Source organism: Bradyrhizobium sp. ERR14 (assembly GCF_014198235.1).
Classification (GTDB): Bacteria; Pseudomonadota; Alphaproteobacteria; order Rhizobiales; family Xanthobacteraceae; genus Bradyrhizobium.
Map to the genome: position 1 here is coordinate 20,081 of NZ_JACIHD010000015.1, position 25,164 is coordinate 45,244.

The 25,164-nt window shown below is 58.4% G+C and carries 16 protein-coding genes and 1 pseudogene; 4 read left to right on the forward strand and 13 right to left on the reverse strand.

The features are described 5' to 3' along the window. The first annotated feature begins 36 nt into the window (after positions 1-36). Entirely contained in the window at positions 37-270 is a 234-nt protein-coding gene (locus tag GGD62_RS29870; RefSeq protein WP_183711719.1) for a S1/P1 nuclease, read from the forward strand. A 363-nt stretch (positions 271-633) separates the two neighbouring features. Here the strand turns inward: GGD62_RS29870 and GGD62_RS41915 are convergent, their stop codons facing one another. Beyond that, complete coding sequence (locus GGD62_RS41915) at positions 634-828, reverse strand: hypothetical protein (protein ID WP_210317990.1); 195 nt, start codon at positions 826-828, stop codon at positions 634-636. Positions 829-970: 142 nt separating this feature from the next. Between GGD62_RS41915 and GGD62_RS29880 the strand changes: the two are divergent. Beyond that, a pseudogene (locus GGD62_RS29880) lies at positions 971-1,192 on the forward strand (IS21 family transposase); the annotation flags it as partial. Positions 1,193-1,606: 414 nt separating this feature from the next. Next, on the forward strand, positions 1,607-2,176 hold the full coding sequence (locus GGD62_RS29885) for a YopT-type cysteine protease domain-containing protein (protein ID WP_246800344.1): 570 nt from the start codon (positions 1,607-1,609) through the stop codon (positions 2,174-2,176). A 1,307-nt stretch (positions 2,177-3,483) separates the two neighbouring features. Here the strand turns inward: GGD62_RS29885 and GGD62_RS41085 are convergent. The 4 genes from GGD62_RS41085 to GGD62_RS29900 all read right to left on the reverse strand — a co-directional run bounded on the left by GGD62_RS41085 (position 3,484) and on the right by GGD62_RS29900 (position 7,760). Next, a complete protein-coding gene (locus GGD62_RS41085; protein ID WP_246800345.1) occupies positions 3,484-4,350 on the reverse strand; it encodes a prolyl oligopeptidase family serine peptidase in 867 nt (288 codons plus the stop codon). Beyond that, positions 4,305-5,612 carry a hypothetical protein gene (locus tag GGD62_RS41090; RefSeq protein WP_246800346.1) on the reverse strand — a complete coding sequence of 436 codons (1,308 nt, stop codon included), beginning with the start codon at positions 5,610-5,612 and terminating at the stop codon, positions 4,305-4,307. Before GGD62_RS41090 ends, GGD62_RS41085 begins: the two co-directional genes overlap by 46 nt. Before the next feature lie 593 nt (positions 5,613-6,205). After that, the gene (locus GGD62_RS41095) at positions 6,206-6,508 is read right to left on the reverse strand and encodes a hypothetical protein (protein ID WP_246800347.1); all 303 of its coding nucleotides are present in this window, start codon (positions 6,506-6,508) and stop codon (positions 6,206-6,208) included. Positions 6,509-7,184: 676 nt separating this feature from the next. Continuing rightward, positions 7,185-7,760, reverse strand: a complete 576-nt coding sequence (locus GGD62_RS29900; RefSeq protein ID WP_183711723.1) for a hypothetical protein — start codon at positions 7,758-7,760, stop codon at positions 7,185-7,187. A gap of 1,723 nt (positions 7,761-9,483) precedes the next feature. Here GGD62_RS29900 and GGD62_RS29905 point away from each other — a divergent pair. Then, the gene (locus GGD62_RS29905) at positions 9,484-10,830 is read left to right on the forward strand and encodes an MFS transporter (protein WP_183711835.1); all 1,347 of its coding nucleotides are present in this window, start codon (positions 9,484-9,486) and stop codon (positions 10,828-10,830) included. Positions 10,831-12,247: 1,417 nt separating this feature from the next. On the opposite strand, the gene GGD62_RS29910 is transcribed toward GGD62_RS29905, so the two are convergent. The 8 genes from GGD62_RS29910 to GGD62_RS29945 all read right to left on the reverse strand — a co-directional run bounded on the left by GGD62_RS29910 (position 12,248) and on the right by GGD62_RS29945 (position 25,164). Beyond that, positions 12,248-14,488 carry a hypothetical protein gene (locus GGD62_RS29910; protein WP_183711726.1) on the reverse strand — a complete coding sequence of 747 codons (2,241 nt, stop codon included), beginning with the start codon at positions 14,486-14,488 and terminating at the stop codon, positions 12,248-12,250. A 383-nt stretch (positions 14,489-14,871) separates the two neighbouring features. Further along, the gene (locus GGD62_RS29915; RefSeq protein WP_183711728.1) at positions 14,872-16,113 is read right to left on the reverse strand and encodes a cytochrome P450; all 1,242 of its coding nucleotides are present in this window, start codon (positions 16,111-16,113) and stop codon (positions 14,872-14,874) included. Positions 16,114-16,441: 328 nt separating this feature from the next. Next, complete coding sequence (locus GGD62_RS29920; protein ID WP_183711730.1) at positions 16,442-17,323, reverse strand: pantoate--beta-alanine ligase; 882 nt, start codon at positions 17,321-17,323, stop codon at positions 16,442-16,444. Positions 17,324-17,525: 202 nt separating this feature from the next. Further along, positions 17,526-19,007 (reverse strand): pentapeptide repeat-containing protein, encoded by a 1,482-nt coding sequence (locus tag GGD62_RS29925; RefSeq protein WP_183711732.1) that lies wholly within the window; start codon positions 19,005-19,007, stop codon positions 17,526-17,528. Positions 19,008-19,908: 901 nt separating this feature from the next. After that, complete coding sequence (locus GGD62_RS29930) at positions 19,909-21,636, reverse strand: ABC transporter ATP-binding protein (RefSeq protein ID WP_183711734.1); 1,728 nt, start codon at positions 21,634-21,636, stop codon at positions 19,909-19,911. After that, entirely contained in the window at positions 21,637-22,500 is an 864-nt protein-coding gene (locus GGD62_RS29935) for an ABC transporter permease (RefSeq protein ID WP_183711736.1), read from the reverse strand. After that, positions 22,497-23,486 (reverse strand): ABC transporter permease, encoded by a 990-nt coding sequence (locus GGD62_RS29940; protein ID WP_183711738.1) that lies wholly within the window; start codon positions 23,484-23,486, stop codon positions 22,497-22,499. The genes GGD62_RS29935 and GGD62_RS29940 overlap by 4 nt, the downstream gene beginning before the upstream one ends. Then, complete coding sequence (locus GGD62_RS29945; RefSeq protein ID WP_183711740.1) at positions 23,458-25,164, reverse strand: ABC transporter substrate-binding protein; 1,707 nt, start codon at positions 25,162-25,164, stop codon at positions 23,458-23,460. Before GGD62_RS29945 ends, GGD62_RS29940 begins: the two co-directional genes overlap by 29 nt.

Here is a 25,164-nt window from a genome sequence, read left to right on the forward strand (position 1 = left end):
TATCGCGCGATCTTAGACGCGGACGACAAGGACGGATTGTCGGGCGTCGGCGTCAACCCAGCGCAGGCGCAGATCGTCGATCCCGCCGTTTGGGCTCAAGAGAGCGCCGATCTCGCAAAGCAGTTCGCGTTCGCGCCGCCGGTCAGTATGGGAAAGAACCCGCCCCTCCTGACGCGCGATTACGAGACCGACGCCAAGAACGTGGCCCGAGCGCGGGCCGGCCTGGCGGGAGCCAGGCTGGCCAATTTGATCGAGACCGCTTTGAAGTAGGCATTTTTCGCCGGCAACCGGCAGGATATTGATTGAAAAGATTATTCGCGCAACATCGCTGCTAACCCTTCCCGCCTTCGCAGGGGTGCTCTCGTTCAATTGACGCCGACCACGGGTGCCCGTCTTGTTCGACCCCAGGAAGATCACGGCCGTCGTCGCCCTGTCGACCAGCGAACTTCACGTCGACGCCGAGACGCCGTCCGACGCCGATTGACAGCCAATCCGCCGGTGGCGGTTTGTCCGCACTCACTGCGGCGCCGATCTGGAAATCATCATGAGGCGCTCGCGACCTCGGATGGAAGATGACGCCAGCCACGACATCAACCCATTCGCGCCGAAGCCGCCAACGATTATCCAAGCCCATTAAGCGATTATGCCGCCATCGGCGATGGTTCCGTCGCCGACCGGCACGATGTCCAGATGGTCGCCCTTGCGCCGGCTCAGGGCGGCGTCGCTCATGCTCGCTTCACCCGTCGCATCGGGCTGCGGCGTTGCATCGGATCGGACCGACGGCAGCGCGCGCACGCCGCTGCCTCCCGCGCGTTCAGGCCGGCGCACGCTAGCCTCCCCCCAGCGTCGCTGCGGTAGCGCCTGGTCGAGGTCTGGTACTGCGCGCGGATGGCCGCCATGGCCTCGATCAACGGCCCCCACGGCGCGGGAAAGTGTTCTTCCGCCATCACCCGGTGCAGCATGCGCGTATGAGGCGCTCGATCACCGGCTCTGTCACTTCCGGCTGGCGTTCTCCAGCTTCGAGCATGCCCATGTCTTGCTCGGCGGCGAAAGCTTCGTCGCTCTGGCCGAGGGCTTGCAGAACGCCCTGTGGGCGCTCGGCGGCGTGCCGCGAGGGCATCGCAGCGATAGCCTGTCAATGTCGTTCCGGAATCCGGCAGCCGACGCGCGGGAGGATCTGACACAGCGCTACGCCGCGCCGCATCAGACATTGTCAGAAGTCCGACAAAGGAACGCTTTCTAAGCTGGACATCAGCTGCCCGTCAGCTCGCCATCAGCTTGCCTGGGTATCCTCGCAGCAGGGCCTACGCAGCCCGAATTGATGCGTAGAGACTAGCGCAGCACAGAAAGGTGAATCGTCGTGTATGATCGAATCAGTGGCTCATCCGCATGCACTAGACAAGCTGACGAACCGAGTCAGTCGGTGGATAGCGGCAGCTTTACGGAAACACTTGCAGATCTCGCGCCTCAGTGGAGCTCACAACCGGGGGAGCTGCCTGACAAGATGGGGGCCTGCTGCAGCAAGCCACATACCTCGGATGCAAACGTTCGAACTTCTAGCGCCTCCGACCCCAGTACGTCCTCTCCAGAGAGTCCGGCCACCTCATTGTTTGAATACAGAACGGCCGACCTGCGTGATGCGAATGTGGACGGCATCTGCGTTGGGCTGACTGCGGAGTGGTTCCGCAATCTTAACAACAGCCCATCAACCCGAATGAGTGCGCTCACACCCGGATCGCAAACGCACGCCTCAGCGGCTGAACGGCAGCAGCAATATCAAAATCTCAAGGATCAGTTGCGGAGCAGGGGAGCAGGATCTTCTCAGGCCGACCTTCAGGCACAAAATACCATTTTGGAGCACGCAGGCTTGGAACCGGCTGGAGAAGAGAAGAGATTCGCATTCGGCAAGTCTTCGAACGTCAAGCGCATGGTGAACGAAATCAACGAAGATGGATCGAACCATTTGCTCAGCTTGTATTTCGCCGAAGGCGGCGCACACACAGTGGCGACGTCAGCCTCGAATGGAAGGACCACGGTTTTCGACCCTAACTATGGAGAATTTACTGTTCGATCAGATCCGGACCAGATGGCTTCATTGTTACAAAGCCTCGCCAATCGTTACAGGAATCCCAACGGGCAGCATTTATCGACAATCACGACGCAAAGGATGCAGTGAGTTGTGCCTTCAGGCCGGTGGTGATTGACGCCTTCTGTGAAGGCGCGGATGCGTCGGCCGGCGGTCGCGGCGTCGGGGGCCAAATCTGCGGCGGATACCCGCGGGCCGGCTCGGGCGCCGACCGCGTGGCCGGTCGACAGTCTGAAGGTATGGATGGCCAGCGAAGTGGCTGCTTCCTTGTCAAGACGAATCAACAGCTTGCACCAGCCGCACCCGGCCACCAGATCGGTCCGAAAAGCGCGACGCCGATGGGACGGTCCTCCGGTCGGGCTACGCCCTCCCTTCGGTCCGTCCCCATCGGCGCAGTCTTATCCTGATTGTCGCTAAGGTCTCACCTTGATCGCCGCCGCCCACGCACTGCCGTTGAAACTAGCGGAAAGGTGACTCGGCGCTGATCGATCTGGAGCAATAGCGCTGTCCCTGCCACATCCCCTTAACCCCAAAGGGCTCTGTATCTGTGATAGCTTACCGCAACTGACAGGCCTTGCGCAGTCGGTCAATGGTACGTGTGGGCTATCAATACCCGCTCAATTTGCCACGGAAATTCCTGCAATCACTCAGACATGCTCTCAGGCTGTCAGCCGTCACGACTTCAGGATTACCCGGACGGTTCAGGCTGCTGAACAGTGAGACATTGTCGGTTGCGGACCATACCATCGTAGATACTCCGCCCCGTTAGAGGGCAGGTCTGCTGTGGCGTCAAATTGCGAATTCGGTGCTTTGCGCCCGCCCATACCTCCGCCTGCATATTGTACTGCCATGTTCGTCGCACTCCGCGTATCGGTCGATTGTCGGAGTGCATTTGTGGAACTCCCGTAAGCCTTCAACAGGGGAATCCTGCGGATTGACGAAAACGAATTAGATGATGATTGCAAACTTAAATTGTAGGCTGTGTGATGCGAGAGAAATACAGCATCGCACGACTGAGCGACATAACGCAGGTGAGCAATAGATGGAAAGCAGCGCGGATGCGACTTGGCGCCTATCGAGGGGACTTGATGAGAAAGGCGCTGTCCCTATCCGCATCGGCACTGCCAATGAAGCTAGCCACGGGATCGAGAGGCTAACGCACCGGTTTGCCCTGAGGGCTATTCACCCGAATTGCCTCGTGGCTATTAACGAGAAATCGGCCTTGAGTGACCTACCCGGACTGATAGGCGAGACTGAGGGCGTAGCTGATCGCTCGGATTCATCCCCAGGGACATACCATAGTCTGCGGAGAACGAGCAAAGACGAGCTTGCTGACGCCGCTGCCGGTAACGTCGTCCGCCAAGCGTCATCATTGAAGTAGATCTTAGTCCTCGACATCACTCATCAACAAGCCGCCGGAATGCATAAGTATATTCTAAAGCGATCCGGCGTGCCTGTTCAATGAGATTGGCGGCTGCGCTATGCCCCCCGTCGGTATTCTCATAGTAGAGGTACGGTTGGCCCAACGCAGCGAGCCTCGCCGCTGCCTTGCGGCCATGCGCTGGATGCACGCGGTCATCCTTGGTAGACGTGAGAATGAAGGGGGCCGGGTAGGTCTTGCCTGGCACCAACCTCTGATAGGGCGAGTAGGCCTCGAGCCACTTGCGCTGTTCGGGAATGGTGGGATCGCCATACTCGCCGATCCAGGAGGCTCCGGCGCCCAGCTTGGTGAACCGAACCATGTCGAACAGCGGAACCTGTAAGATGGCCGCATTGAAGAGCTCGGGTCGTTGGGTGATTGCGGTCCCTACCAGGAGGCCTCCTTGGCTACCGCCGACTGCGCCCAGCCTGCGGGGAGAAGTGATTTTGCGCCGGATCAAGTCCTCCGCGACGGCGATAAAATCATCCCATGTGCGCTGCTTCGTTGCTCCTTGGGCAGTCTGGTGCCATTGGGGCCCGAACTCACCGCCGCCGCGCAGGTTCGCGACAACATACGCGTTGCCCTGCTCGAGCCAGAGTCGTCCGGTGAGGCCCGCGTAAGAGGGGATGAGCGGAGTTTGAAACCCACCATAGCCATAGAGAAGCGTTGGAGTTGATCCGTCAAACCTTGCGCTCTTGGATCGTAGCAGAAAGTAAGGAATGCGGGTGCCATCGCGCGAGATTGCCTCGAACTGTTCGACGACAAGTCTTGAGGCGTCGAACCTAGGAGGTGACGCCTTCAGTGTCTCAAGGCGTTCGGTTGCAGCGTCGAAGTACCAGAGCATCGTCGGGCTAAGAAAAGAAAGCTGGAGACGGTGAACATCGCCTCGTCCGTTTCATGCGATGCCGCAGCCAGACCGACACTCGCATTCTCTGGAAGCGGGATCGGCGTGGCCTGCCAGGCGCCCCGATGGTACTTGTAGACGAGCGCCCTACTCTGAACATTGTCGAGAATCGTTAGGATTAACAAGTTTCTTGTGGCGGTGAATCCGCTGAGCGCTTGTCGAGGCCCAGGCTCGAAAACGAGCGTGGGTCTGGCGCGCAGCGGATCCTGCTTCCATTCGGCCAGGTCATACGAGATGATCGAGCCGGCTGAGAAGGGGGTGTCTCCGGACGGTGCCTTCCAGTCTTCGTTTAGGGTCACCAGCAGGCGACCACTCGCGATGCCCCCGATGGTCGCCTTCTTTGGCAGATTGAGCTTAATCGGCTTGGACCCAAAGAGAATATACTCATGCTCGAACGAACTGACGCTGCGGACGGCGCCGGTCGCATGGATCGTGCCTTCACTGTCGCGCAGCACGAATGGAGTGGCCCCGACATCGGTCGGCTCGCCACGGAAGACCTCGTGTGCTTCCGCGAGCGACTGAGCGCGCTTGAGCTCTTTCACAACGAAAGGGTAACCGGCTTGCGTCATGGTTCCTTCGCCCCAATCGCGTGCAATTAGGACTGTGTCGCTGTTTACCCAAGTGACCTGCTGTTTTCCCTCGGGAAGTTCGAAGCCGTTCGAGACGAAGGCTTTGGCGACTGCGTCGAACTCCCGGACGAACACAGCGTCCTTTCCGCCCTCTGAAAGGTGGAGCAAGCACAGGCGCTCTTGGGGCGGAAGGCAGCTCGCCCCTTCATAAATCCAGTTCTTTTTCTCCGCGTCCGCCAGAGCATCCACGTCGAGAATGGTCTCCCATCGTGGGCTTTGGGTTCGATAGCTTTCAAGCGTCGTACGCCGTAAGACGCCGCGCACCTGGTTCTCGTCCTGCCAGAAATTATCGAGACCGCGCCGTCCCAATGAGACGTACGGAATCCGGTCCTTGGCCTGAAGAACGTGGAGCGCTTCCCCGTAGAAGCGCTGGTAACGTGGATCAGATTGGAGCGCACTGAGTGTCTTGCCGTTCTCGGTGCGAGCCCAAGCCAATGCGCGCGGCCCTTCGATTTCCTCAAGCCAAAGAAAAGGATCCTCAGCCCCGCTCGCAGGCGCTAGCGCCTGGGACAGTCCCGCGGCCATCAAACAGCTCATGGATAGCGACGCTGCGAGAAAAAGCGAATTTTTCATGGGAGTTGTCCTGAGTTAGCCAGCCGGACTTCGGCGCCTTGCTAGGTGAGTGGAAGCATTCGGAAGATGCATACTCGGCTTCAAAGAGCGGGCATGCGGGAACTGCGTCCGCTGACTTTCGATGGAGCAAGCAGCGTGCCGCTTGAAAATTGGAGGTTCTCCAGTCGTTTCCAACCCATGTAAGTGTGGACTTTTGGACGTCCGTCTCAAACCTGACAATCGGTTCTTAGTAAGGGCGGCATGTTGCGCAGCGACCGCCTTGTTCATCGTCGCAGTACGTAATTCCTCGACGGTCGCTTGCGCCACCGTTCGGCCACTCACAACTCGGCTATGGGCAGCATCATCCGTCGACAGTTTCGACTTTAGGTGTGAAGTGCGAGCAAAAGTCCGATCTTCGCGGCCTGCTGATCGCGTTGGCTCGCACCATCAGTGCCCCGCGTAGGCCGCCGGTACTCGATGTGATTTGCGGCCTGTTGGCTGGGAGAGACGTGAGGCGATTGGCGTTGAGCAACGCCTTTGTCCGCTAGCCAAACACGTAGCCTGCGGCAGGTTCGCGGCCGAACCCGTATGGAAGGCGCTCGACGCCACGATTCCTAAATTCCGCAGCGGGATCTCTCCTGAGCAACCGTGACCGCGGCGAGCCCCAACATCACGTCGCGGGTGACTCCGAAATGGAGACGATAGAGCCACCAGATTGCGCAGCACCGGTCGAGATCGTACATGGCGAGCGCGCGCCTTATTGCTACGACCATCCGCGCAATCGGCTTCATTCCTCGTATCATCTGGAAACCTCGACGACTCGGGGCTAGCGTTCTCCCTCTCGTGTTTTGATAGGCGATGGTTCGCTGTGCGCGTGCATCCGCAATGGACTGGTAGCTAAGCTTGATGTTCGTCATGCGCTCTTTTCCGCGTTTCGAAGCTGGCTGCACACGCCTATGTGCGTGCGATCGACCGTGACCCTACGGTGGAGGTGCTGCTTGAAAAACGCCCAGATCTGGTAGGGCCAATTGACAGGACTCCCATCCGATAGATACGCTCGCGCAATCCCACTGCTGGTTTGGCGGCCAAGCCCCGTCTGAGCGCGCTGGCAAGTCTCCGCCTCGCTGAACAACACCTCGGACAGTTCGGCCCGCCGCAGCACACCATCGTGCAGCGCTTGTTGCGATCGATCAGACGCAAAGCAGCCGAGACGGTCATCCCGCGCACGGCTAAAGGTGCGACGCTGGCCGCGTGCAATGGGCATTCCGCGACGTACTCCAGTCCTCCGATCCTGCGTGCTATGGTGCAACCTCCGACTAGCCGAGAGCCGGAGCTACATCGGTCAAGCGAAAGTAACATCCTCAGATGAGGCAATACGGGGGTGATATTGCAGCCCGGATGACGGGTCCGGCACCACCCAGACGAAATGGCCCGTATGACCGTGCATCGCGGCGGCTGCCAGCGGGTCCGATGATGCGTACCCACTGGCGGCGCGAGCAATCCACTGCTAAGCGGTGAATTGTCTATCCAGGTAAGGACAACCGTAGTAACAGCAGGGCTCCAGTCCGGATCGCTTCACCGTCGGGTTGCGTCTCATACCCGCGTAAGCTTAACGAACCCTCCTTCGGCTAATTCGGCTTTGTACGCCCTTCCGTTAAGCTGGATTGTTGTGGGGTTATTAGCGGTCGGCATGAAACCTTCTTCGCGCAGCTTGTCCATCAGGGCAGGTGTGGCCCATTGCTGTGGTAGCGGCGTTCCAAAGCGCCGGTGCTCCGTCCAGAAAGCTCCGAATTCCGGTAGCCCCGCCCGGCCGGCCCCAACCACTTGGTCCTCCGCAGGGTTATGAACAAGAAGAACGCGATTGGACCCATCCAAACCGGCCGTGTAGCGGTGACCTCGGATTTCATTGGTCATCGTCGGCTGGTCCGAGTCAGGCAAGAGACCCTGGTGGAACAGCCTCTCGACCATGAAGTCAGGTGCGATTTGCGAACCATGTGAGAATCTCTGGGGAGCTGCGAACGAGACATCTACCGCTTCCTCAGGTGCGGCAGATGATGATGGTCCCGCTTCATTCATGATCTGACTGAACAAATCATGATCTTCTTGTGTCCAGACGTGCGCCGTTGGTGACTCTGGTGAACGGGCATTGTCGATCGGGCTCGGATCCATAAACCTCTCCTTCTATTATGGGAACAAAGGCCTCTTGAAGATCTCCGCAGGGAGTGAGCTGAAGTTCGTTACGAATTCAGACATGATCGGCTTCGTCATCGAGAGGCCAAGTTTGAGTGTTAAAGAGGCTGGCTTTCGAGAAGCTGACAAAGGTCGAACAAGGGAGACAAACCGGCGGCCGCATCTGCCACGTCTGATGCGACCAACTTCGAGCCAAATCTCGTTCCGCCTGACCTCCCAGTCGGCGCGCAGGTCTGCGTCGTGCATCGCATTCACCTGGCGGTAAAGCTGATTAGGAGGTCCAGGCGATGCGGACCGCGGCCAGATCCAGCCTTGCACCGAACGTGTGCATTTCGATCTCTGCTCGCGACCAGTCGTTCTGGCTTACACTTCGAGCCTATGCACTGGCCGCTAACCGTAGCCGCGCCAGCGCGAAAACAGACGAGAGCGCGACCTACATGAGGGCCCGGCAACCGCGGAGCGAACTGCTCACCTGATTGGATGAAGAACGAAATCGCTCAGACGCAAAGCAGCCGAGCCGATCATCCCGCGTCCTACTAAAGGTGCGGCGGTGCCGGTGATCCCGGGACTGCGGCTGCCACTGCTTGTAATGGGCCTCCGCGACGTACCCAGTGCCTCCGATCCTGCGCGCCATGATGCAACCTCGACTGACAGCCGGAGCTACATCGGTCAAACGGAATGTTACATCCTCAGGTGAGGCAATACGAACGGCCAACTTTGTCCCGGCTGCTATTGACGCTCAGCGTCATGCAGATGGCGCTCGTGTTAGGGCGCGCTTAGAGGAAGCGGACATTTCAGCGGCGACTTCGAAACTGCACTGCACGAATTACGACGATCTTCCTCATTCAGGACACGAGTGAATTCTCCTTCCAACGGTCCGTTGGCGAAGAAACGTAGGCCGCATTCGTGCTCGCCCGTCCGGGCACACGAACGGTAGCTCCTACGTGTGGCGTCACTCATTTGCGTTAACAGCTCCCCAAGTGGTTGACCAAGATGTACGACTCTGAAATTTTGGCAGCGCTCACCGAACGACTTGAGATCGGCCTCGGGGCCGAATACGCCCGCGCCTTGTCCCCTCCCGGTGACGCTCTCGCGCCCGAGATAGCCGAGATGCACGGCGAGCGGCGTCAAACGCACGGATGACGGACGGTCTGGGTCTTGATCGTCGCCAGATGCGAGCGGCCCCTGAGCAGACGGGTCGCGCGCTCGCTGGCGACCCGGCCGCGGCCGTAGGTGGACCACCTATAAATGGTGATCTTGCACGCGCGCGAGAAACCGCCGCAGGCGCCTTGAGTGGCGGCAGGCGCCTGGCGCTGAGGGGCGTGGCCCACTGCTCCTTAAGCTGTGGACGCAACCAGGCGACGCTGAAATGGCTCGAGTCGTGGTCAATCGTGTTCGGCGTCCGCCAATTTGTCGCAAAGTCGCCACAGCCGCGCAATGTCTGCGGCGACGGGCAACTGCAGCAGGTTCGCATATTTGTCTTTGCCGGCCAGGCCAACCATTAGATCAAGGGCTAAATGGTGGCGCAGAGACAGGCATTCTTATTGCAGACGTTACGGTGAGCTTCGTCGTGACACGCTTCAGCCTCCATGTTGACTGGCTCAATGGCCGTGAGGGACGAGTTCGGCAAGTGGAATGCAACAGCGCGACCTACCTGGCCAAAATGTTTGGGTCAGGGATCGCGCTTCAGATTAGGTCGAGGATGTCGGGGCAATCTACTCGAGAGAGGCTGGAGCCTGTCCTCGATCCCGCAGACGAACGCTTGACGAGCCGCGCCGTGTTGGGCGCAACCATCGGCAATATTCTCGAATTCTACGACTTCGGGACCTACAGCTTTTTCGCGATACAGATCGGCCAAGCGTTCTTCCCGGCAACCGACTCGTTCGCTAGCCTCATGCTGTCACTCGCAACCTTCGGCGCAGGTTTTGTGACCAGACCGATCGGGGCCATCGTACTCGGCTCGTATTCGGATCGGGCCGGCCGACGGCCCGCGATGACCGCCAGCTTTACCATGATGAGTGCCGCGGTCCTATTGTTAGCTATCACGCCGTCGTATGAGACGATAGGACTTGCCGCTCCGTCACTGGTCGTCTTCGCACGCTTGCTGCAAGGCTTTGCTCTCGGAGGTGAAGTGGGTCCGACGACCGCCTACTTGATGGAAGCGGCCCCCGCTGACGCGCGCGGTCTTGCTGTCTCCTTTCAGCCCGCGAGCCAGCAGATAGCTGCGACGGCCGGAGCGTTGATTGGAGAAATACTCTCGCTCACCATGACAAGCGAAGCGCTCAATGCGTACGGATGGCGGATCGCGCTGTTGCTCGGCGCCGCTACGTTGCCGTTTGGACTTTGGTTGCGGAGCGTCTTACCCGAAACGTTGCACCGGCCCGAGGCGCACGTTCTGGTCACCCAGCCAGGAGGCCAATCGCGTGCCGATCGCCGCATCATGAGCTTGGGATTTGTCATCTTGGCCAGCTGCACGATCACGACTTATGTTACGGGATATATGACCACCTACGCGATGAACACCCTCCACGTTTCCGCGCCGCTCGCCTTTGGTGCCACGCTCATCAGCAATGTGGTCGGAATTGCTGCAGCACTGCTGGGCGGCCTACTCGCCGACCGCGTAGGTCGTCGTCGCATCATGATATGGCCGCAGGTCACTGCATTGCTGATCACCTATCCGGTATTCTTGTGGATTGCAGAGAGCCGCAGTGCCTTCGCACTTCTAGGAGGTCTCGGCGCCCTCACCCTGATCGGAACGATTCCGTATAGCGCCTTCTACGTGAGCATGGCCGAAGGTTTGCCCAGGAACATTCGTGGTGGCGCCTTCGCGACGATTTACGCTTTTGCGATAGCGATTTTCGGAGGCACAGCTCAACCGATCGTCACCTGGCTGATCCACCTTACCGGAAGCGCACTCGTGCCCGCCTGGTACATGCTTTTCGCTAGCACGGCCGGGCTCTTTGCCATGCTCATGATGCCGGAGACGGCGCCCCTCAATTTTACGCCTAACCATAAACGAACGTTCGTAACGCCACGACGGCTACCCTAGGCATAGCGGGAACAATGACGTCCGAAATCAATGCGAACCATCGAACCGAAGGGGCGCTATGAGCGTGGCAGGGAAAAGCAATAGAAATTCGACGAGTTTGAGATCGAGCTGTGGCTCGCATCGGAACACAACGTCGCGATCTAAAACGACTTTTCCCGTTTACCCAACCTACGCCGATGCGGCGGCTGCGCGCGGCGGTAGTCACAGACTGGCTGAAAGTGAGCAATCGCTTTGATCATCTTAAGAGAATTAAGATGGCGCCGCTTGCACCGTCTGCCAGTTTAACCGTACGCCATGAGGACGCGGCCGCTGTCGGAGCAAGCGGCCGCACGAGGCTCAATCCTCGTTCTCTGCTTGACTTGTTTTCGGTCCTCAGTGTCGCACGCACGAGGGATCGGTCAAACAGAAGAACAGGTCGCAGATACCATCCAACGGGTCGTCCGCGCACTGAGGATATGATGTATCGGCTACCTCCACCCTGCCGGCAGCCGGCTGCGCGGCAACTTTTGCAGCAAAAGGAGGCACCGCCGCAGTTGCAAGCGCGAGGGCGCTCGCCGTCACTAACACAGACTTTTTCATCCGAGAAATCGCTTCCCTAGGTTGGCCCCAACCGTCCTCGGGTCTATACGACGACGCTGTAAGCGGTAAAATTGATTTTCTTGATCAGATCTATCTAGGGAATGGATAAGTCCGGACATCACCGTACGGCTCAATGTTAGCCCGCCCGGAACCTGCAATCAGCTTGATCGAACGCTGGACGAGCCACGGAGTGGTCGATGCATGTCTGGGAGGCACTCGAGTACAGCGTTTTCTGGAATCCGGCTTGTATCGTCGAGCAAGGCGACAGTCGGTTTGCATGGTCCTGCACATGCGCTTCCCGAACGCGCCTGCGTCACACTTGGGGGCGATGTTCATCAGCGAGTACGAAGACTGCGAAGATCACTTACCCATTGTCTTGTTCGCCTGGGCTGCAGAGACGCTGCAGGAAGAACGACGAGCCCCAGCATCTTTGGGGGCCAAGGAGGCTTGATGCTGGGACCGTCGCAGCCTTATGCAAAAGTAGCAAACAGGCGGCGTTGTTGTGCACCGCCCGGCTTGATTCGTCAAAGCGGCCATGATGCTCAGCTCCCGTGCCACCGAACCATCCGCGATCCGTTGAAGCTCCGCCGACGGTGTGCGCGCCAGTTTGCCGCGGGCAGACAGGCGAAAGCACTGTTACATCCGGCGGATCGCCGCCGGCATCAGGTACATGTTTTCCATCTGCAATACTCAGCGGCCTAACTTCTCGCATGGGTGCCGATGTTCGCAACATGCCTTTTGTAAGATGGGCTCGGCGCTGCTCAGGCAATCCGCCGCGCCGGTCTGGAGGCATGAACGCTGCCACCGAACGGCTCAGCGCCGCACGGCAACCAGCTCACTAGATCCCCAGTCGAGCCATCTGCGCTGAAACGTGCTCCGGATCGGGAAGCGGCTGCCACGGCCGGCCAGCGGCGGTGCTCAACAAGGACCTACAGAACCCAGGAGTGAGCTTGCCGCGGTGGATCACGACATTCTCGTGACCCTTGGCGGCTCGAGCGTTCTGCCAATGCTGATTGTATCCGCGCTGCTCGTCGGACTTCACGTGGCAGGCGGCGAATTCGCGATCGCCCAGCGTTGCCAATTGCCAGGCATGAACCGGCTGCTCGGTATGGATGTGCACCCACATCGGCCTTGGCATCGCGCCGGTGCGCAGCGCCTTGGGCTGCAGCTTGATCTCGAATAGCTTACCTGGCTCTCCCTTCAACGCTTGCGGCGGACCCATTGAATCCAGCTCCCCCGCCGCGCGCAGCTGTTCGAGATACTTTTGCGATGGAAACGGGTACGTCTTCATGCAATCGCTCGTGATTGCTGCCTTCCGCGTTTTCAATGAGTTTGCCTGTCCCTGCACCTCAGACCACATCGCCTTGAGCCGGAGTATTTTTTCGTGCACTTCGAGCACTTGCGCAGGCGTGAGCAGGCCACGTCGGCGAGGCTCCTCCAGCGCGGCTACACAGGCCTCAATCTCGGCGGCCTGCGTCTGCAAGCGCCCAATGACGAGATCCAAGACGTGGTCGGCATCCTCGGGCTTCATCTGGCGCGCTTGCGAGACGGCACTTTGCTGAGCCGGCAGATCAAATTGCAGCAGCTCGTCAAGTCGCTCGAGTAATCCCGACAGTGCTTTCCTGGAGGGCGGAGCCTGCCACATCTGGAGGTGCTCGGTAGCAGAGGTTGACGCCCTCGCGCGTGCCTCCTCCGCGGTCGCGAGTTTTTTGGTACCGAGGTCCGAGAGCACGATAACCTTGCCGGTCGGGGCCGTGGCCGCATCGGGCCTGGCGACTTGCGGCTCGGGCGGGCGGGCCGTCGAACTCCCCTCGCCTGCGGCCGCTGCGCGCCTTCCTTTGCCCTTTCTGCGCGCTGCACTGCTTTCGCCCACCATGGCGGTATTTTCCGGCAGCGCAGCCCAAGCCGGCGATTCAATCGTGGCTGGCGTAGTTGGCTGCAATGCCAGCAACCGCATGACCTCGTTCGCGGTCACCCACGCCCCTTCCACGATCTCGTCCAGCAACTGCAGGGGAACTTCAGCTCCCGTTCCGACCTGCCTCAGGCTGGCAACCATGCCGCTCAGCCCGGATGCAAATTCCGAAAGCCTCTCCATGACTCCTTCCAGAACTGCGCGATGCTCCGCGTCGAGCACTGCTCCATGGCGGTGCAGAACGGCGTCGCACGTGGAAACGAATGCCGGAAAAACATCCCCGATGAAGGTCCCGAGCAGACGCACCCGCCCGCTCTCGTCCATCAGGGCATCGCGCACGTCCGGGTCGAGCGTGCTCGCTCGCGAGTCAATCAAGAGCTCCACGAGAGCGATCCGCGTTTGCAGATACACGCACCTCGTATTGAGAGACCAGCCGGTACGCAGTCTTAGTGCGGCCTCTTCGGCCTTGCGCATCTCGGGCGTGCTGCTTGGCAAGCTGGCAGTAGCCACACAGACAGACTGCATCCGCTCCAAGCGCAACACCTTCTTGCCCCACCATTCCATGTGGGCTGCATAGCGGTTCGCCACGCTTTTAAACGAGCCGCTCACCTGGGCGGGCGTACCGGCGCCTTTGATCCTCTCGAGCCAACCTAATGCTTCCTTTCTTTTCTTCTCCAGCTCGTGGACAATCCGGGTGGCCACTGCGTTACATTCATCGGCGGCGTCCAACGTGTCATCGCGGAGCCGGCGAGCCCGATCGTCGGGCAGAATGCGACGCGCCAAATTGGGAGGCAGATCCGCGTAGTACTCCAGAACTGTTGAGCCTGCTTTGATGACCTCATCGATCAGCTCTTGCGCCTGTTCCAAGTTCTGGGGGTGCGTCGCCGCTCGGCGGCTGGTTTCAAGCTCCTCAAGCAGGCTGGTCATTTTTCGCCTTGCTGCCTTGATCTCGTCCCGCGTTGGCGGCGCCCCATCCGACTTTGGGTTGCCAAGCGCCGCGGTTCTGTCTTGAGGCCCAGAGCGCATCCGCTCCATCACGGCATCGAAGGATTGGTTGCGTCCTCCCGGTAAAGACCTGGGTTCCAGGCTCGAACGGCTTACGTCCCCGGTGCTGTCGCCTCCTGCGGCCCACCCCTCCGATGTGCCAGCTCGACCAATCCCCGTCATGCTTCGTCTCCGATAAAAGTCGCGAATGTGCAGCCCGTCTGGATAGACCGCGTGACTGACGACTAGCTGACCAAAAGCGTTCTTGCGGATGCACCAGAAAGCGGATCGCCTGGAGTTCCATTTCCATCGGAGCTCCAATGTTGCTGAAGAGAGCGATGCGGGTAACTGCGTCGGTGTAAGCAGCCGAGACGCGACCGCAGCTGAGATGCCATGGCCTCGACCCGATTCAGTAGAAGTCTTGCCCCTCTGCTGGTGGCTCCGTCCACGCCGTCTGAGTCGAGTCGCCCCCAAACGCCAGTGCTGCGCTGCTTGCAGAAACCAAAGATGGTTCAGGACAAGCCTGCCCCGCCGCCTGCCCTCTGCGCGAGCGGAGCAATCAGGGGCTAGGCTGCAATCCGCACGGGGAGAGCGGAATAGCCGTGCACGAAGTTAGACGCGATCCGCTCGGGTTCGCCGACAACCTCGAACCACAATTCCGCATCCAAAATCTCCTCCCAGAGGACCCTCAGCTGCAGTTCCGCAAGATGTCGACCAAGACAGCGATGGATGCCGAATCCAAACGAGAGATGCTGCCTCACATTCTTGCGATCGATCACGAAATTGTTGGCGTTCTCAATGATCTCTTCGTCCCTGTTACCGGAGATGTACCACATGACGACCTTGTCGCCTTTCCTGATCTGTTTTCCGCCTACGATGCTGTCGATCGCGGCGGTACGGCGCATATGTGCGATTGGCGTCTGGTACCGAATAATCTCGGACACGGCGCTCGAGACCAGCTTGGGATTGTCAACTAGCTTTCGCAGTTCGGAGGGGTACTGATTCATGAACAGCAGGCCGCCGGTAATTGAGTTGCGCGTGGTGTCATTGCCCCCAACGATCAGCAGAATCAGATTTCCGAGAAACTCACTCGGCTCCATCTGGCGGGTGGCGGGCGAATGCGCCATCAGGGAAATCAAGTCGAGGCGCGGCTCGGCTTTGATGCGCTCGTTCCAAAGCCTGGTGAAATAGTTCAGGCACTCGGACAAGATGTTGCTTCGCTTGTCCCAGCTGTCGATTGCATGGTCTGCTTTCGGAGCTGTAACCGCGACGTCTGACCAATAGGTCAGCAGTCGCCGATCCTCAAATGGAAAGTCGAACAGCGTGGCGAGCATTTGCGTCGTCAACTCTATGGAGACCATATCCACCCAGTTGAAGGCCTCATTGCGCGGCAGGCCCGCGAGAATCGCCCTCACCCGAGACCGGATCAAGCTTTCGAGCTTCGTCAAGCTTTCCGGTCCGACGATCGGGCTCACGGTATTGCGCTGCTCGGCGTGCTTGGGAGGCCCCATCTTGATGAAACTCGGGGTCCAGTGCTCGCCAGGCACGTCGGCAATAGTGACACCTTCTTTTGACGAGAACGCTTTGTGGTTTGTGTCTACGGCTACGATATCCCGGTATTTCGTTACGGACCAATATGGACCATGAGCGCTGTCTTGACAGTAGTGAACGGGATCTTCCTTTCGCAACCGCTCAAAGCAAGCCCACATGCTGTCGTCTTGAAAGCGCTTGCCCTCGCTTACATCCAGCTTGCTCAGCGGGATAACACACGAATCCTCAGCCCTATAATCTTCCGATCGCCTTGGCATGATCATCTCTGCAGATTCTGCTCTCGAGAGTTTACGGTGTGGCGCGATTCATCGCTTCGAGCTGCCGCAGCGCTTGGCTGCGACGGTCCGCTCGACCAGGCTACCTCACAGTGCAGCTAGCCTCGCCCTACCATGTCGGGCAGTAACGATCGCATTGACTTTCCAACTCGATCTACTCAATGGATCAGCGAGCGCTCTCAGCGCTGGTTAGAGATGGCTATGCGCTGGAGGCAACATCAAGCCGAGTACGCCTTCATAAGTTGCCCCTCGCCTTGGGATACGGCCGGAGCGGATAGCTTTCCAAGGTCATGGATGAATAATCGTCTGGCTAGGACTGTTCAGGCAGATCGACCCAGATATCCGAAGGACCCTTCATGAGAGTATCCTGATCTGGAACGTAGATATTATCGAAGATCCTGAGACCATGAGCCGTTGCCGCTCCTACAATTATGAAAGGGAGCTTGACTTGCTCTAGGTCTTCGAAGTTGTCAGCGCCGACGATTCGAACAAAATCGAGTTTAAAGTGTCGGAACTTGATCTGAGATGTGGCCGACGCGACCAGATCCTTCACCCTAGATACCCCTTGGGCGATCGCTTTCCTCGAATGGTTGAGTGCCGTGAAAAGACAAGACAGCTCATCAAGCTGGGAACGGCTAAATCGCCTCAAACGCGACGAAATGGGCACTCCGTTCTTGTATCTCACGGTCGGCACAAACCTTATCTCGCAATCCAGAAGGAGGTCTGCGACGGCGCGCTTCACCAGGATCGCCTGACCGATATCTTTCAGGCCGAAGTAGCTGCGAGTTGGCCTTGCATAGCAGATCCAGCGGACCGCCCCGGTAACGGCTTCCTTCAAATACGCCACAGGCCCCCCTAAACGCAAATGACAGTCGCCTTGCGATACAAAGGTTCGATAGCCAGGCGGAAACATTTCGGTGTCGTTCGAGGAAATCACGGCAGTTGCTCCCGAACGCAATGCAAGTCCAATATCCTCGTCCAAATTGAAATCGTAGCTCCCACCTGGTCTAAGCTGGATCTTGTTCGGATAGACTGTGACGATCGCGACGTCATTCTCCGATGCCGCCCTTCTGATCAGTTCTGCATGCCCGAGATGCAGGGCGCCGAGAGTATGTACCGTGCCGATAGTCTGCCCTGTTCTCGCCACCTCCCGGATGAACGCTTTACCTGCGGAAAGACATGTCAGATGCATTTTCCTACTCCAGTCTCTTTGAACGCCAAAAGAGCGATTTGATCGGTAGGCTCGCAGAAGGTCTGCCCTGCGTCTCGTATCTGTCGCGAATGCCAACGAGCGCCAAAGAGCTATAGCGCTCGCTCACAGCTCGGCCACCGCACCAACACGTTCTAAGCTCACGGACACTGTAGTCGCTTCCCTTTTGCGGTTTCCAAAGCAGTCAGGTTGACCCTTCTCGACCACGTCTGATCAGCGATGAGAATTCAGCCAGATAGCTTGATGGCTCGGGCGGCTGATCCGCCTTCAAAGCGGCCTGCAGTCCCCGACATCGGTCTGCAAAAAACGGTGGCTCGAATGTGGTTATCTTCGCGCCCGAAAAGTCGACCTTTACGAAGCTGGCCTGGAACGGCGATATCCCACTCAGGTTCGCGTCACGCAAGGACGATTGGTTCATGCGAACGTATGCGACGCGCGCTGCCTCCAGGTTGCTGTGGGTCATTCCCGCGGCGAGATATGCCTGAACGAGATTGGACCCTTCGAGATTTGCGTGATCCAATGCCATCGATTGAGGAGGATCACCGGTAATCATCGACCGGTAGAGGTAAGCCTGGGACAAGTCTGCATGTTCAAGATCGCAGTCGCGCACAAAGGCGCAGCGGCCACGAAAGCCCGTCAATTTGGCGGCTCGCATTGTACTCTCTGTTATCGAAATGCTTTCGCCTGATACCCGAGACAGGTCCGCTCCATCGAACTGACAGGAGTGAATAGAGGCACCGTTCAACACAGCCCCGACGAGGTTCGCGTTGGACAAGCTTACGGACAGAAGCCGCGCCTGGCTCAAGTCTGCCTGCTCAAGCTCCGCACTTGAAAGATTTGACAGGTGAAGATCAGCGAATGGAGCGTTCAGGGCTCTCGCCGCAATGCGGCCGCTCACCTTTGAGAGTCTCAGATACGGAAGATGAGCGCCTTCCAGGACAAGACCGTCGACCGAGGTGGGACGCACGATCGATAAACAGTCCCCCTTTGACTGGAAGAACGAGCAATCCGCCAGATACGCCTTCGTGATCGTGACTTGGCTCAGCTTGGCAAAGCGGAAGGAAGCGGAAGGCAGGAAGCATTCGTTGATGGTCGAACCCTGTAATTCCGCGCCATCAAATACAGCATCACTCGCATCGCATTGGTAAGCGAGAAGCCCGCTGAGCATGGCGTTGTCAAAGCGTGTTCTTTTCATGCTGCAACCGTGAAACAAGCTGCCTGTTGCATCAATTACATTGCGCAGACTGGCATCATCGAAGTTACAGACCTGCGCTGCAATCGCATGCATATACGCAAAATCGAGCTTGGCCCCGAGGAAACTTGCCCTTTCTAGCCCCGGACAGATAAGATTCGCCCCAGAAAGGTCTGCCCGATCCAACTTTGCTCCGTAGAGCTGCGCACGATTGAGGGTACAGCGTCGCAACGGGAAATCTGACAGGTCGTGACCGTTAAAGTTCTCGGAGGATAGCTGCAAGCCAGTCCCGGTCCTTCTGATCGCCTCTTCGGTTCGCCTCCCGACGGCGGCCACCGCGCGCAACCGATCGGCAGCTCGGCTCCAGTACCGAACAAAGTCGCCATCTGATGAAAGATTATGTTTCGGATCTGACCAGTCCTCTGCCTCTTCATTCGCGGTGCACCTGCTATCAGCGCCGATCGTTTGCGACATGACGACGATTCCGTATTGCCCGGATTATTTGGGGGCCTGTTGTTGACCTCTCTTTGCTCCGCCTTGGAGGTACGCTATACGACTTGTGGCGAACTCGTCGGCGAAATGGCGACACGATGCGTCGATGAGGCGCCTATCGTGTCAATGACCTCCGCAGCCGGCACAGTTGAGCACGTCAGCCGAATTCTAGTCATGCGCCCCCACTGCCGCTCGCTGAGATTGTTCACCGAGCCCGGCAACGCTGACCACGCAACGGTCGTTTGACAGTGTCGATAATGTCCAGAAGTTGCGGTTTGTCTCGTCCGCTCTTATAGGCAAATGCCAAATCGCTCTCCATCAAACCGAATGCGAAAACTTCAAGGTCTTGCCTCTTTCTCAATGGACCCACGGCTTCCGGGCGGAAAAGTGATCGTCATCTAGGGCTGCACTCAGCCCTTACGCGGCGTTACCTCGTTATCCGATAGCAACGACCGTGCCAGCCGCGCATCAGTCGGAAGCAAGGGGCTGAATAGGCGTCATGAAATCGATATTGACGCCGAATGTTTTGAATCTGACAAACACGCTTTCGTTGTCAGGGACCGCACCATGATCGCAAGGGTATCGCGAAAGCGAAAATTCCGAGCTCGTTAGCAGGAGAGCAAGAGCCGTTAGTCTCCTTGCGGGCACTCAATCGATGCAATTCGATATTTGCGGAACGCCGACCTCTCGGTTAGCGAGTGTTCGAACTCGGCTAGCCCTGCTCGGCGCGCCGGTCCGTCATCTAGTTGGAACCCGCGCCACAAACTGTCCTGGTCGATTCAATGAACGAGCGCGCAATCGTGACCAACTCGGTGCGCAAAGGCGAATGCCCCCGCGATCGGAGATAGACAATTTTATGATAAAGGATCGAATTCGAAGCCGTTCATGCGATGCCTTCTTCGAGGATGGTAGCTGAATGACCTATCTTGTGGTCGCGCATAAGACGCGGCATGGCGGCGATAAGGCTCTTGGTATATTCAGACTGTGGATTACGAAATATCTCGTCAGTGACGCCACTATCGACAATTCTCCCCCGACGCATAACTATGACGCGATCGCTGATATGACGAACAACACTGAGATCATGCGAGATGAAGAGATAACTTACGCCGAGGTGGTCCCTCAGATAGCCGAGCAGGTCCAAGACCTGGGCCTGGATCGAGACGTCGAGCGCCGAAACCGGCTCATCGCAGACGATTACGGCAGGATTTGGTGCAATCGCGCGGGCGATCGCAACGCGCTGGCGCTGACCGCCCGAGAGCTCGAGCGGTCGTCGGTCCAGCAAGGCCTGGGATAGCCCGACCAGATCGAGCAGCTCGATAACGCGCTCCTGCCGCTTGCGCCGTGTCTCAACATCGCTCGAAAGGCTGTCGGATATGATGCGCCCGACCGTCCAACGTGGATCAAACGAGCCAAGAGGATCCTGGTAGATGATCGATAGCGACCGCCGCCGAGCCCTCCGTTCGCGCTCGGCGAGCCTGGTCCAAGGCCGGCCTGCAAGCTGAACGGCTCCCTCGTCAGGCTCGTCGAGGGCCAGGACCATGCGCGCCATCGTTGACTTTCCTGATCCGGACTCACCCACGATGCCCAAAGTCTCGCCGGATCGCAGTTCGAAGGAGACGTCGTCCACAGCCGCCCGTAAAGTGCCATCGGGGCCCTTGAAGCGCTTCACCAGACTTGTCGCTTCGAGCAGGATGGGGCGAGATTTCGGCAGCGATTGTAGGGGTAGCTGCATTTGCTGCAGGGGCGAACGCACAATAGTTGATGATGGTGAGAGGCGTGAGCCGCGCGGCCGGCCTGATGGCACGGCGTCCAGCAGCTGACGAGTATAGGGGTGTCGCGGATCTCTGAATATCTGGGCAGCGGTGCCGCGTTCGACGACCTCGCCTCCTCGCATGACGAGGATCTCATCCGCCACGCGGGAGACCACTGCCAGATCGTGACTGATCAGGATCAGAGCCTTGCCCCTCGTTTTGGTCTCCTCGAGCAGTGCCAGCACATGAGCTTGCGCTGTCACATCGAGCGCGGTCGTCGGTTCGTCTGCGATCAGGATGCGCGGATCGAGTGCAAGTGCCGAAGCGATGAGAGCCCGTTGACGCTGGCCGCCGGATAACTGATGCGGCAGCTGCTCGGCCTTGGTCTCGGGCTCAGGGACACCGACGAGCTTAAGGAGAGCAATGACGCGCTGCGCGAGCTCCTCGCGTGATGATACCGCACCGTGGAGGAGCAAGCCTTCACCAACCTCTTTGCCAATCCGGCGAAGCGGGTCAAGCGAGACGAGTGCATCCTGTAATACAAAGCCAATCTCGGTGCCGCGGATGCGCCGCCAGGCACGATCGCTAAGGCCGATTAGGTCCATCCCGTCGAAGCTTAGCTTGCGTGCATGAACATTGGCGTAGCGACCAGCAAGGCCTATGAGAGACCGCGCAGTCACGCTCTTGCCCGAGCCGGATTCACCGACAATCGCAAGACACTGTCCCGGTCGGAGGGAGAACGATATGCTGCGCACGACCGTGTTCTCGGCGATGCCGCGCCCGAAGGAAACACGCAGCGATTCGACCCTGAGGAGGTCTGGCTGCTGCGGGACAGGCTGGGGGCGATCCTGCGACATTCATCTTTGTCCTTCCAGACGGTCCTGTAGATGGCGCCCGATGATGGTGAGGCTGAGAGCAAACGCCGTAACTGCCAAACCGGGTATGATCTCCAGCCACCAGGCGTAGATTACATAATTGCGCCCGGCATTGAGCAGCGCGCCCCATTCAGGCGCCGGGGGGGCGACGCCGAGTCCTAGAAAAGCAAGACCGGAGGCCCATATAATCGCCTGTCCTACGCCGATCGTCATCATTGCCGTCAGCGGGTTCATGACGTTGGGAAGAATATGCCTCCAGACAATACGGGGAAATGGATGGCCCAGCACCTTAGCGGCCTCCACATAGCCTGCCCCTTTGATGGAAAGCATCTGGCCCCTGATCATGCGCGCATAGCCTGGCGCTGTTCCGATTCCGACAGCTACGACTTCAGTCAATACTGACGTCCCAAAAACTGTCACGAACACAAGAGCGAGCAAGAGCGTGGGAATTGCGAGGAGCACGTCAATAATTCTGCTGAGAATGCTGTCTAATAAACCGCCAGAAAGTGCAGCGGCGCCGCCGATGGCCATTGCAACGGACATGCTCAGCGCTGTCGCGCCAAGTCCGATAGCCAAGGATTGGCCTGCGCCCTCGACCACGCGAGAGTAAAGATCTCGACCCAATTGATCAGTTCCAAACCAGTGAGCGATCGACGGAGACTGCAATGCCGATCTCAAATCAATAGCAAGCGGATCGTGCGTCTGCAGCACCTTTGGCGCCATGGCTGCGAGGACAAAGACGCCAAAGATGATAAGACAGACCGCAATTCGAAAGGGGACATGACGCACGATCGCTAGGAGTTCTCTGAGCGGCCGAGACAAGGTGACTTCGGCGAACATGCTCATGTCAACTTGACCCTCGGATCGACTACCCGGTAAGTCAGATCGACAATGATACTGGCAAGGACGAATAGGGCCGCGGAGATCAAAACAGCTCCCGAGACAATTGGAACGTCTCGCGAGGACGTCGCAGCGACAAGGACGCCACCTAGGCCTTGACGGGCGAAAACCATCTCGATCAAAATCGCGCCCGAAAGAAGTTTGCCGAGCGCCCAACCGGATAAAGTAATGCCGGGCAATGCGGCATGGCGGAGGACATGGCGAAGCCTGACGCCGAAATCACTCATACCCCGCGCCCTTGCGGATGTAACGAACGGCTGCTCGAGCACGCGCGTGAATTCGTTCTGAACGACTTGTCCGAAAAAGCCCGATAGTTCAAGAGCCAACGCAAGTGTCGGCAGAACGAGCCCAATCGGCGAATTTCCCCCGATCACCGGAAAAATGCCTAGCTTTACCGCAAAGAGCACAAGCAGAATTGTGGCTAGCCAGTAAGGCGGCACCGTTGCCAAAAAGACTTGTGTGTCATTGAGCAGCTTCGACCACATGTTGTCTCTGCCAGCGATGAACAAGGTTGTCAGAATTGCGATAAGCCATGCGATCAGCAGCGCAGCGATGGCCAGAACAATCGTGGGGCCAATCTGTTCCGCAATAATCGCTGCGACGGGCCGATGTTGCTGGTACGACTCGCCAAGATCTCCATGCAGGATCTGCAATATGTATTTGCCGTATTGAACCGCGAGCGGCTGATCAAAACCATATTTCGCGTTGATCGCTGCAAGCTCCGCCGACGACGCCGGCCCGACGTTGCCACTCGTCACATTGATGATGATCTGGGCGCGGTCGCCAGGGAGCACACATTGAATCAGGAACGCAAAGGTTGCGGCAGCCCACACCACGACCACGCCGGAGAATATCCGGCGCGCGAACCAAACGATGGGATGATGGGCTACTATCCTCACAGCGTCACTTTTCGGCATCGAAATGAGCGTCATAGAAAACGGGTTCGCCAACCGAGCCGCGGTCCAGCCAAACGTCTTTGAGGTTCGGCTTGGTCGCCAATGTTACGTCCAGCACCGTGAGGCCAATCACAGGAGCCTCATCCACGATCTTCCGTTCCGCCTCCTGATAGAGGGCGGTACGTTGCGCCGCATTGAGTTCCTGCTCCGCCTTTTGAATGACGTCCCAAAGTGCCAGATCTTGATAGCGTGAGGGATTGAAGCGATTGGTCTCGCCGTTCTGATCGGGCTTCCACGAGATCCGGAATATCTCAGCGCCGGGGGCAACCCAATAGAGGAGAACGACCTCATAATCATCGGGTCCGAGGTTTCTTCCGGCGAAGAAATCAGCCGGATTGGTGGGTTGAAGACGTACGTCAAAACCGGCCTCCCTTGCCTGCTGCTGGATAACTTGCAAGGCTTGCTCGCCATCCGGCTTCAGAAAAGCGTTCGAATAGGAAATGCGCACGATGAGCGGATTGCCGTTCTTGACACGAACGCCGTTACGATTACGCTCAGTCCAACCCGCCTGATCAAGCAGCTGATTGGCCTTCCGAACATCGTATCCATAGGAATGGCCGAGCTCAGGCAGGTATTCCGGCGAGCTCTGACTTAGCGCCCCGTTGCCCTCAAACGGCAAAGAGCCAAGGAAGGATGTGTCGACCGCGGCCCTTCGGTCAGTAGAATAGGCAAAGGCCTTGCGGACGAGCACGTCGTCAAATGGGGGCCGGGCCGTATACAACGCCAAGCGCAGGGGGGTGCCGCCGGTAAGGTGCCGCAAGAGTGAAAAGCGGGAGTTGGCGTCCTTCCATGCGACAGCCGGGATATCGTATATGGCATCGGTCTCGCCCGTGATCAGCGAGCCGTATCGGACAGTCTGATCTGGCAGAAACTTCCAGGTGATCCCGTCAACGTAAGCCGGCCCTTGATGTTTTGCGGTGGCCGGGGCCGAATTGTAGTCGGGATTGCGGCGAAAGGTGACTTCTCGCCCATGGCGCCACTTGTCGACAATGAATGGGCCGGAACCGACAGGGTTCTCGCAATTGACCGCGAGTCCACGTTTGAGCGCCGATGGCGAGAGAATGCCTTGTGAGGATTGGGCGAACACGTTCAGCAAGGGCTGGAACGGCACCTTTAATTTGACCTGCAACTTCAGAGGAGCAATTGCAGTTGCCGATTCGAAGCTATCGCCAAGATAGGGAGCGGCAGTCGGATTGCGAAGATCGGGGTCGTTGCTAAGCCATCCGTTGATATTGTCAGCGATAGCCTGCGCGTCGAGCGCAGTCCCGTCGGTGAACTTTACTTTCGGCTTTATCTCGAATGTGTACACCTTTTTGTCGTCGGAGATGCTCCAAGACTCGGCCAGCCATGGCACAATGTTGCCGCCCTCGGTGCGCGCAACCAGATTATCGCTGTACTGACGTTGCAGATACCATTGCTGCACCCAGCCCCCGAACAGGCAAGCGGGCTCTTGAAAATGCCCGTAACGAATAACGCCTCCTCGCTTTACACTGCCGGCTAACCCTTCTTGAGCATGAATGCTGGGCACCAATTGCGACAGGCCCAAGAGCACGACAAGGGTAGCCGCCACTTTTCTTGCTGGATAGTTCGGCTTGCCAGTGAAGCGCCTCGTTGACCGCAAATTCGATAAAGGCATATTCAGGCTCCAGAGCAT

What these genes read in the sequence shown, in the direction of transcription:
- GGD62_RS29935 (WP_183711736.1), bottom strand. Translation starts at nt 22,500, where the DNA reads ATGAGCATGTTCGCCGAAGTCACCTTGTCTCGGCCGCTCAGAGAACTC.
- GGD62_RS29925 (WP_183711732.1), bottom strand. Translation starts at nt 19,007, where the DNA reads ATGTCGCAAACGATCGGCGCTGATAGCAGGTGCACCGCGAATGAAGAG.
- GGD62_RS29940 (WP_183711738.1), bottom strand. Translation starts at nt 23,486, where the DNA reads ATGACGCTCATTTCGATGCCGAAAAGTGACGCTGTGAGGATAGTAGCC.
- GGD62_RS41090 (WP_246800346.1), bottom strand. Translation starts at nt 5,612, where the DNA reads ATGAAAAATTCGCTTTTTCTCGCAGCGTCGCTATCCATGAGCTGTTTG.
- GGD62_RS29905 (WP_183711835.1), top strand. Translation starts at nt 9,484, where the DNA reads ATGTCGGGGCAATCTACTCGAGAGAGGCTGGAGCCTGTCCTCGATCCC.
- GGD62_RS41095 (WP_246800347.1), bottom strand. Translation starts at nt 6,508, where the DNA reads ATGACGAACATCAAGCTTAGCTACCAGTCCATTGCGGATGCACGCGCA.
- GGD62_RS29900 (WP_183711723.1), bottom strand. Translation starts at nt 7,760, where the DNA reads ATGGATCCGAGCCCGATCGACAATGCCCGTTCACCAGAGTCACCAACG.
- GGD62_RS41085 (WP_246800345.1), bottom strand. Translation starts at nt 4,350, where the DNA reads ATGCTCTGGTACTTCGACGCTGCAACCGAACGCCTTGAGACACTGAAG.
- GGD62_RS29945 (WP_183711740.1), bottom strand. Translation starts at nt 25,164, where the DNA reads ATGCTCTGGAGCCTGAATATGCCTTTATCGAATTTGCGGTCAACGAGG.
- GGD62_RS29930 (WP_183711734.1), bottom strand. Translation starts at nt 21,636, where the DNA reads ATGTCGCAGGATCGCCCCCAGCCTGTCCCGCAGCAGCCAGACCTCCTC.
- GGD62_RS29910 (WP_183711726.1), bottom strand. Translation starts at nt 14,488, where the DNA reads ATGACGGGGATTGGTCGAGCTGGCACATCGGAGGGGTGGGCCGCAGGA.
- GGD62_RS29915 (WP_183711728.1), bottom strand. Translation starts at nt 16,113, where the DNA reads ATGCCAAGGCGATCGGAAGATTATAGGGCTGAGGATTCGTGTGTTATC.
- GGD62_RS29920 (WP_183711730.1), bottom strand. Translation starts at nt 17,323, where the DNA reads ATGCATCTGACATGTCTTTCCGCAGGTAAAGCGTTCATCCGGGAGGTG.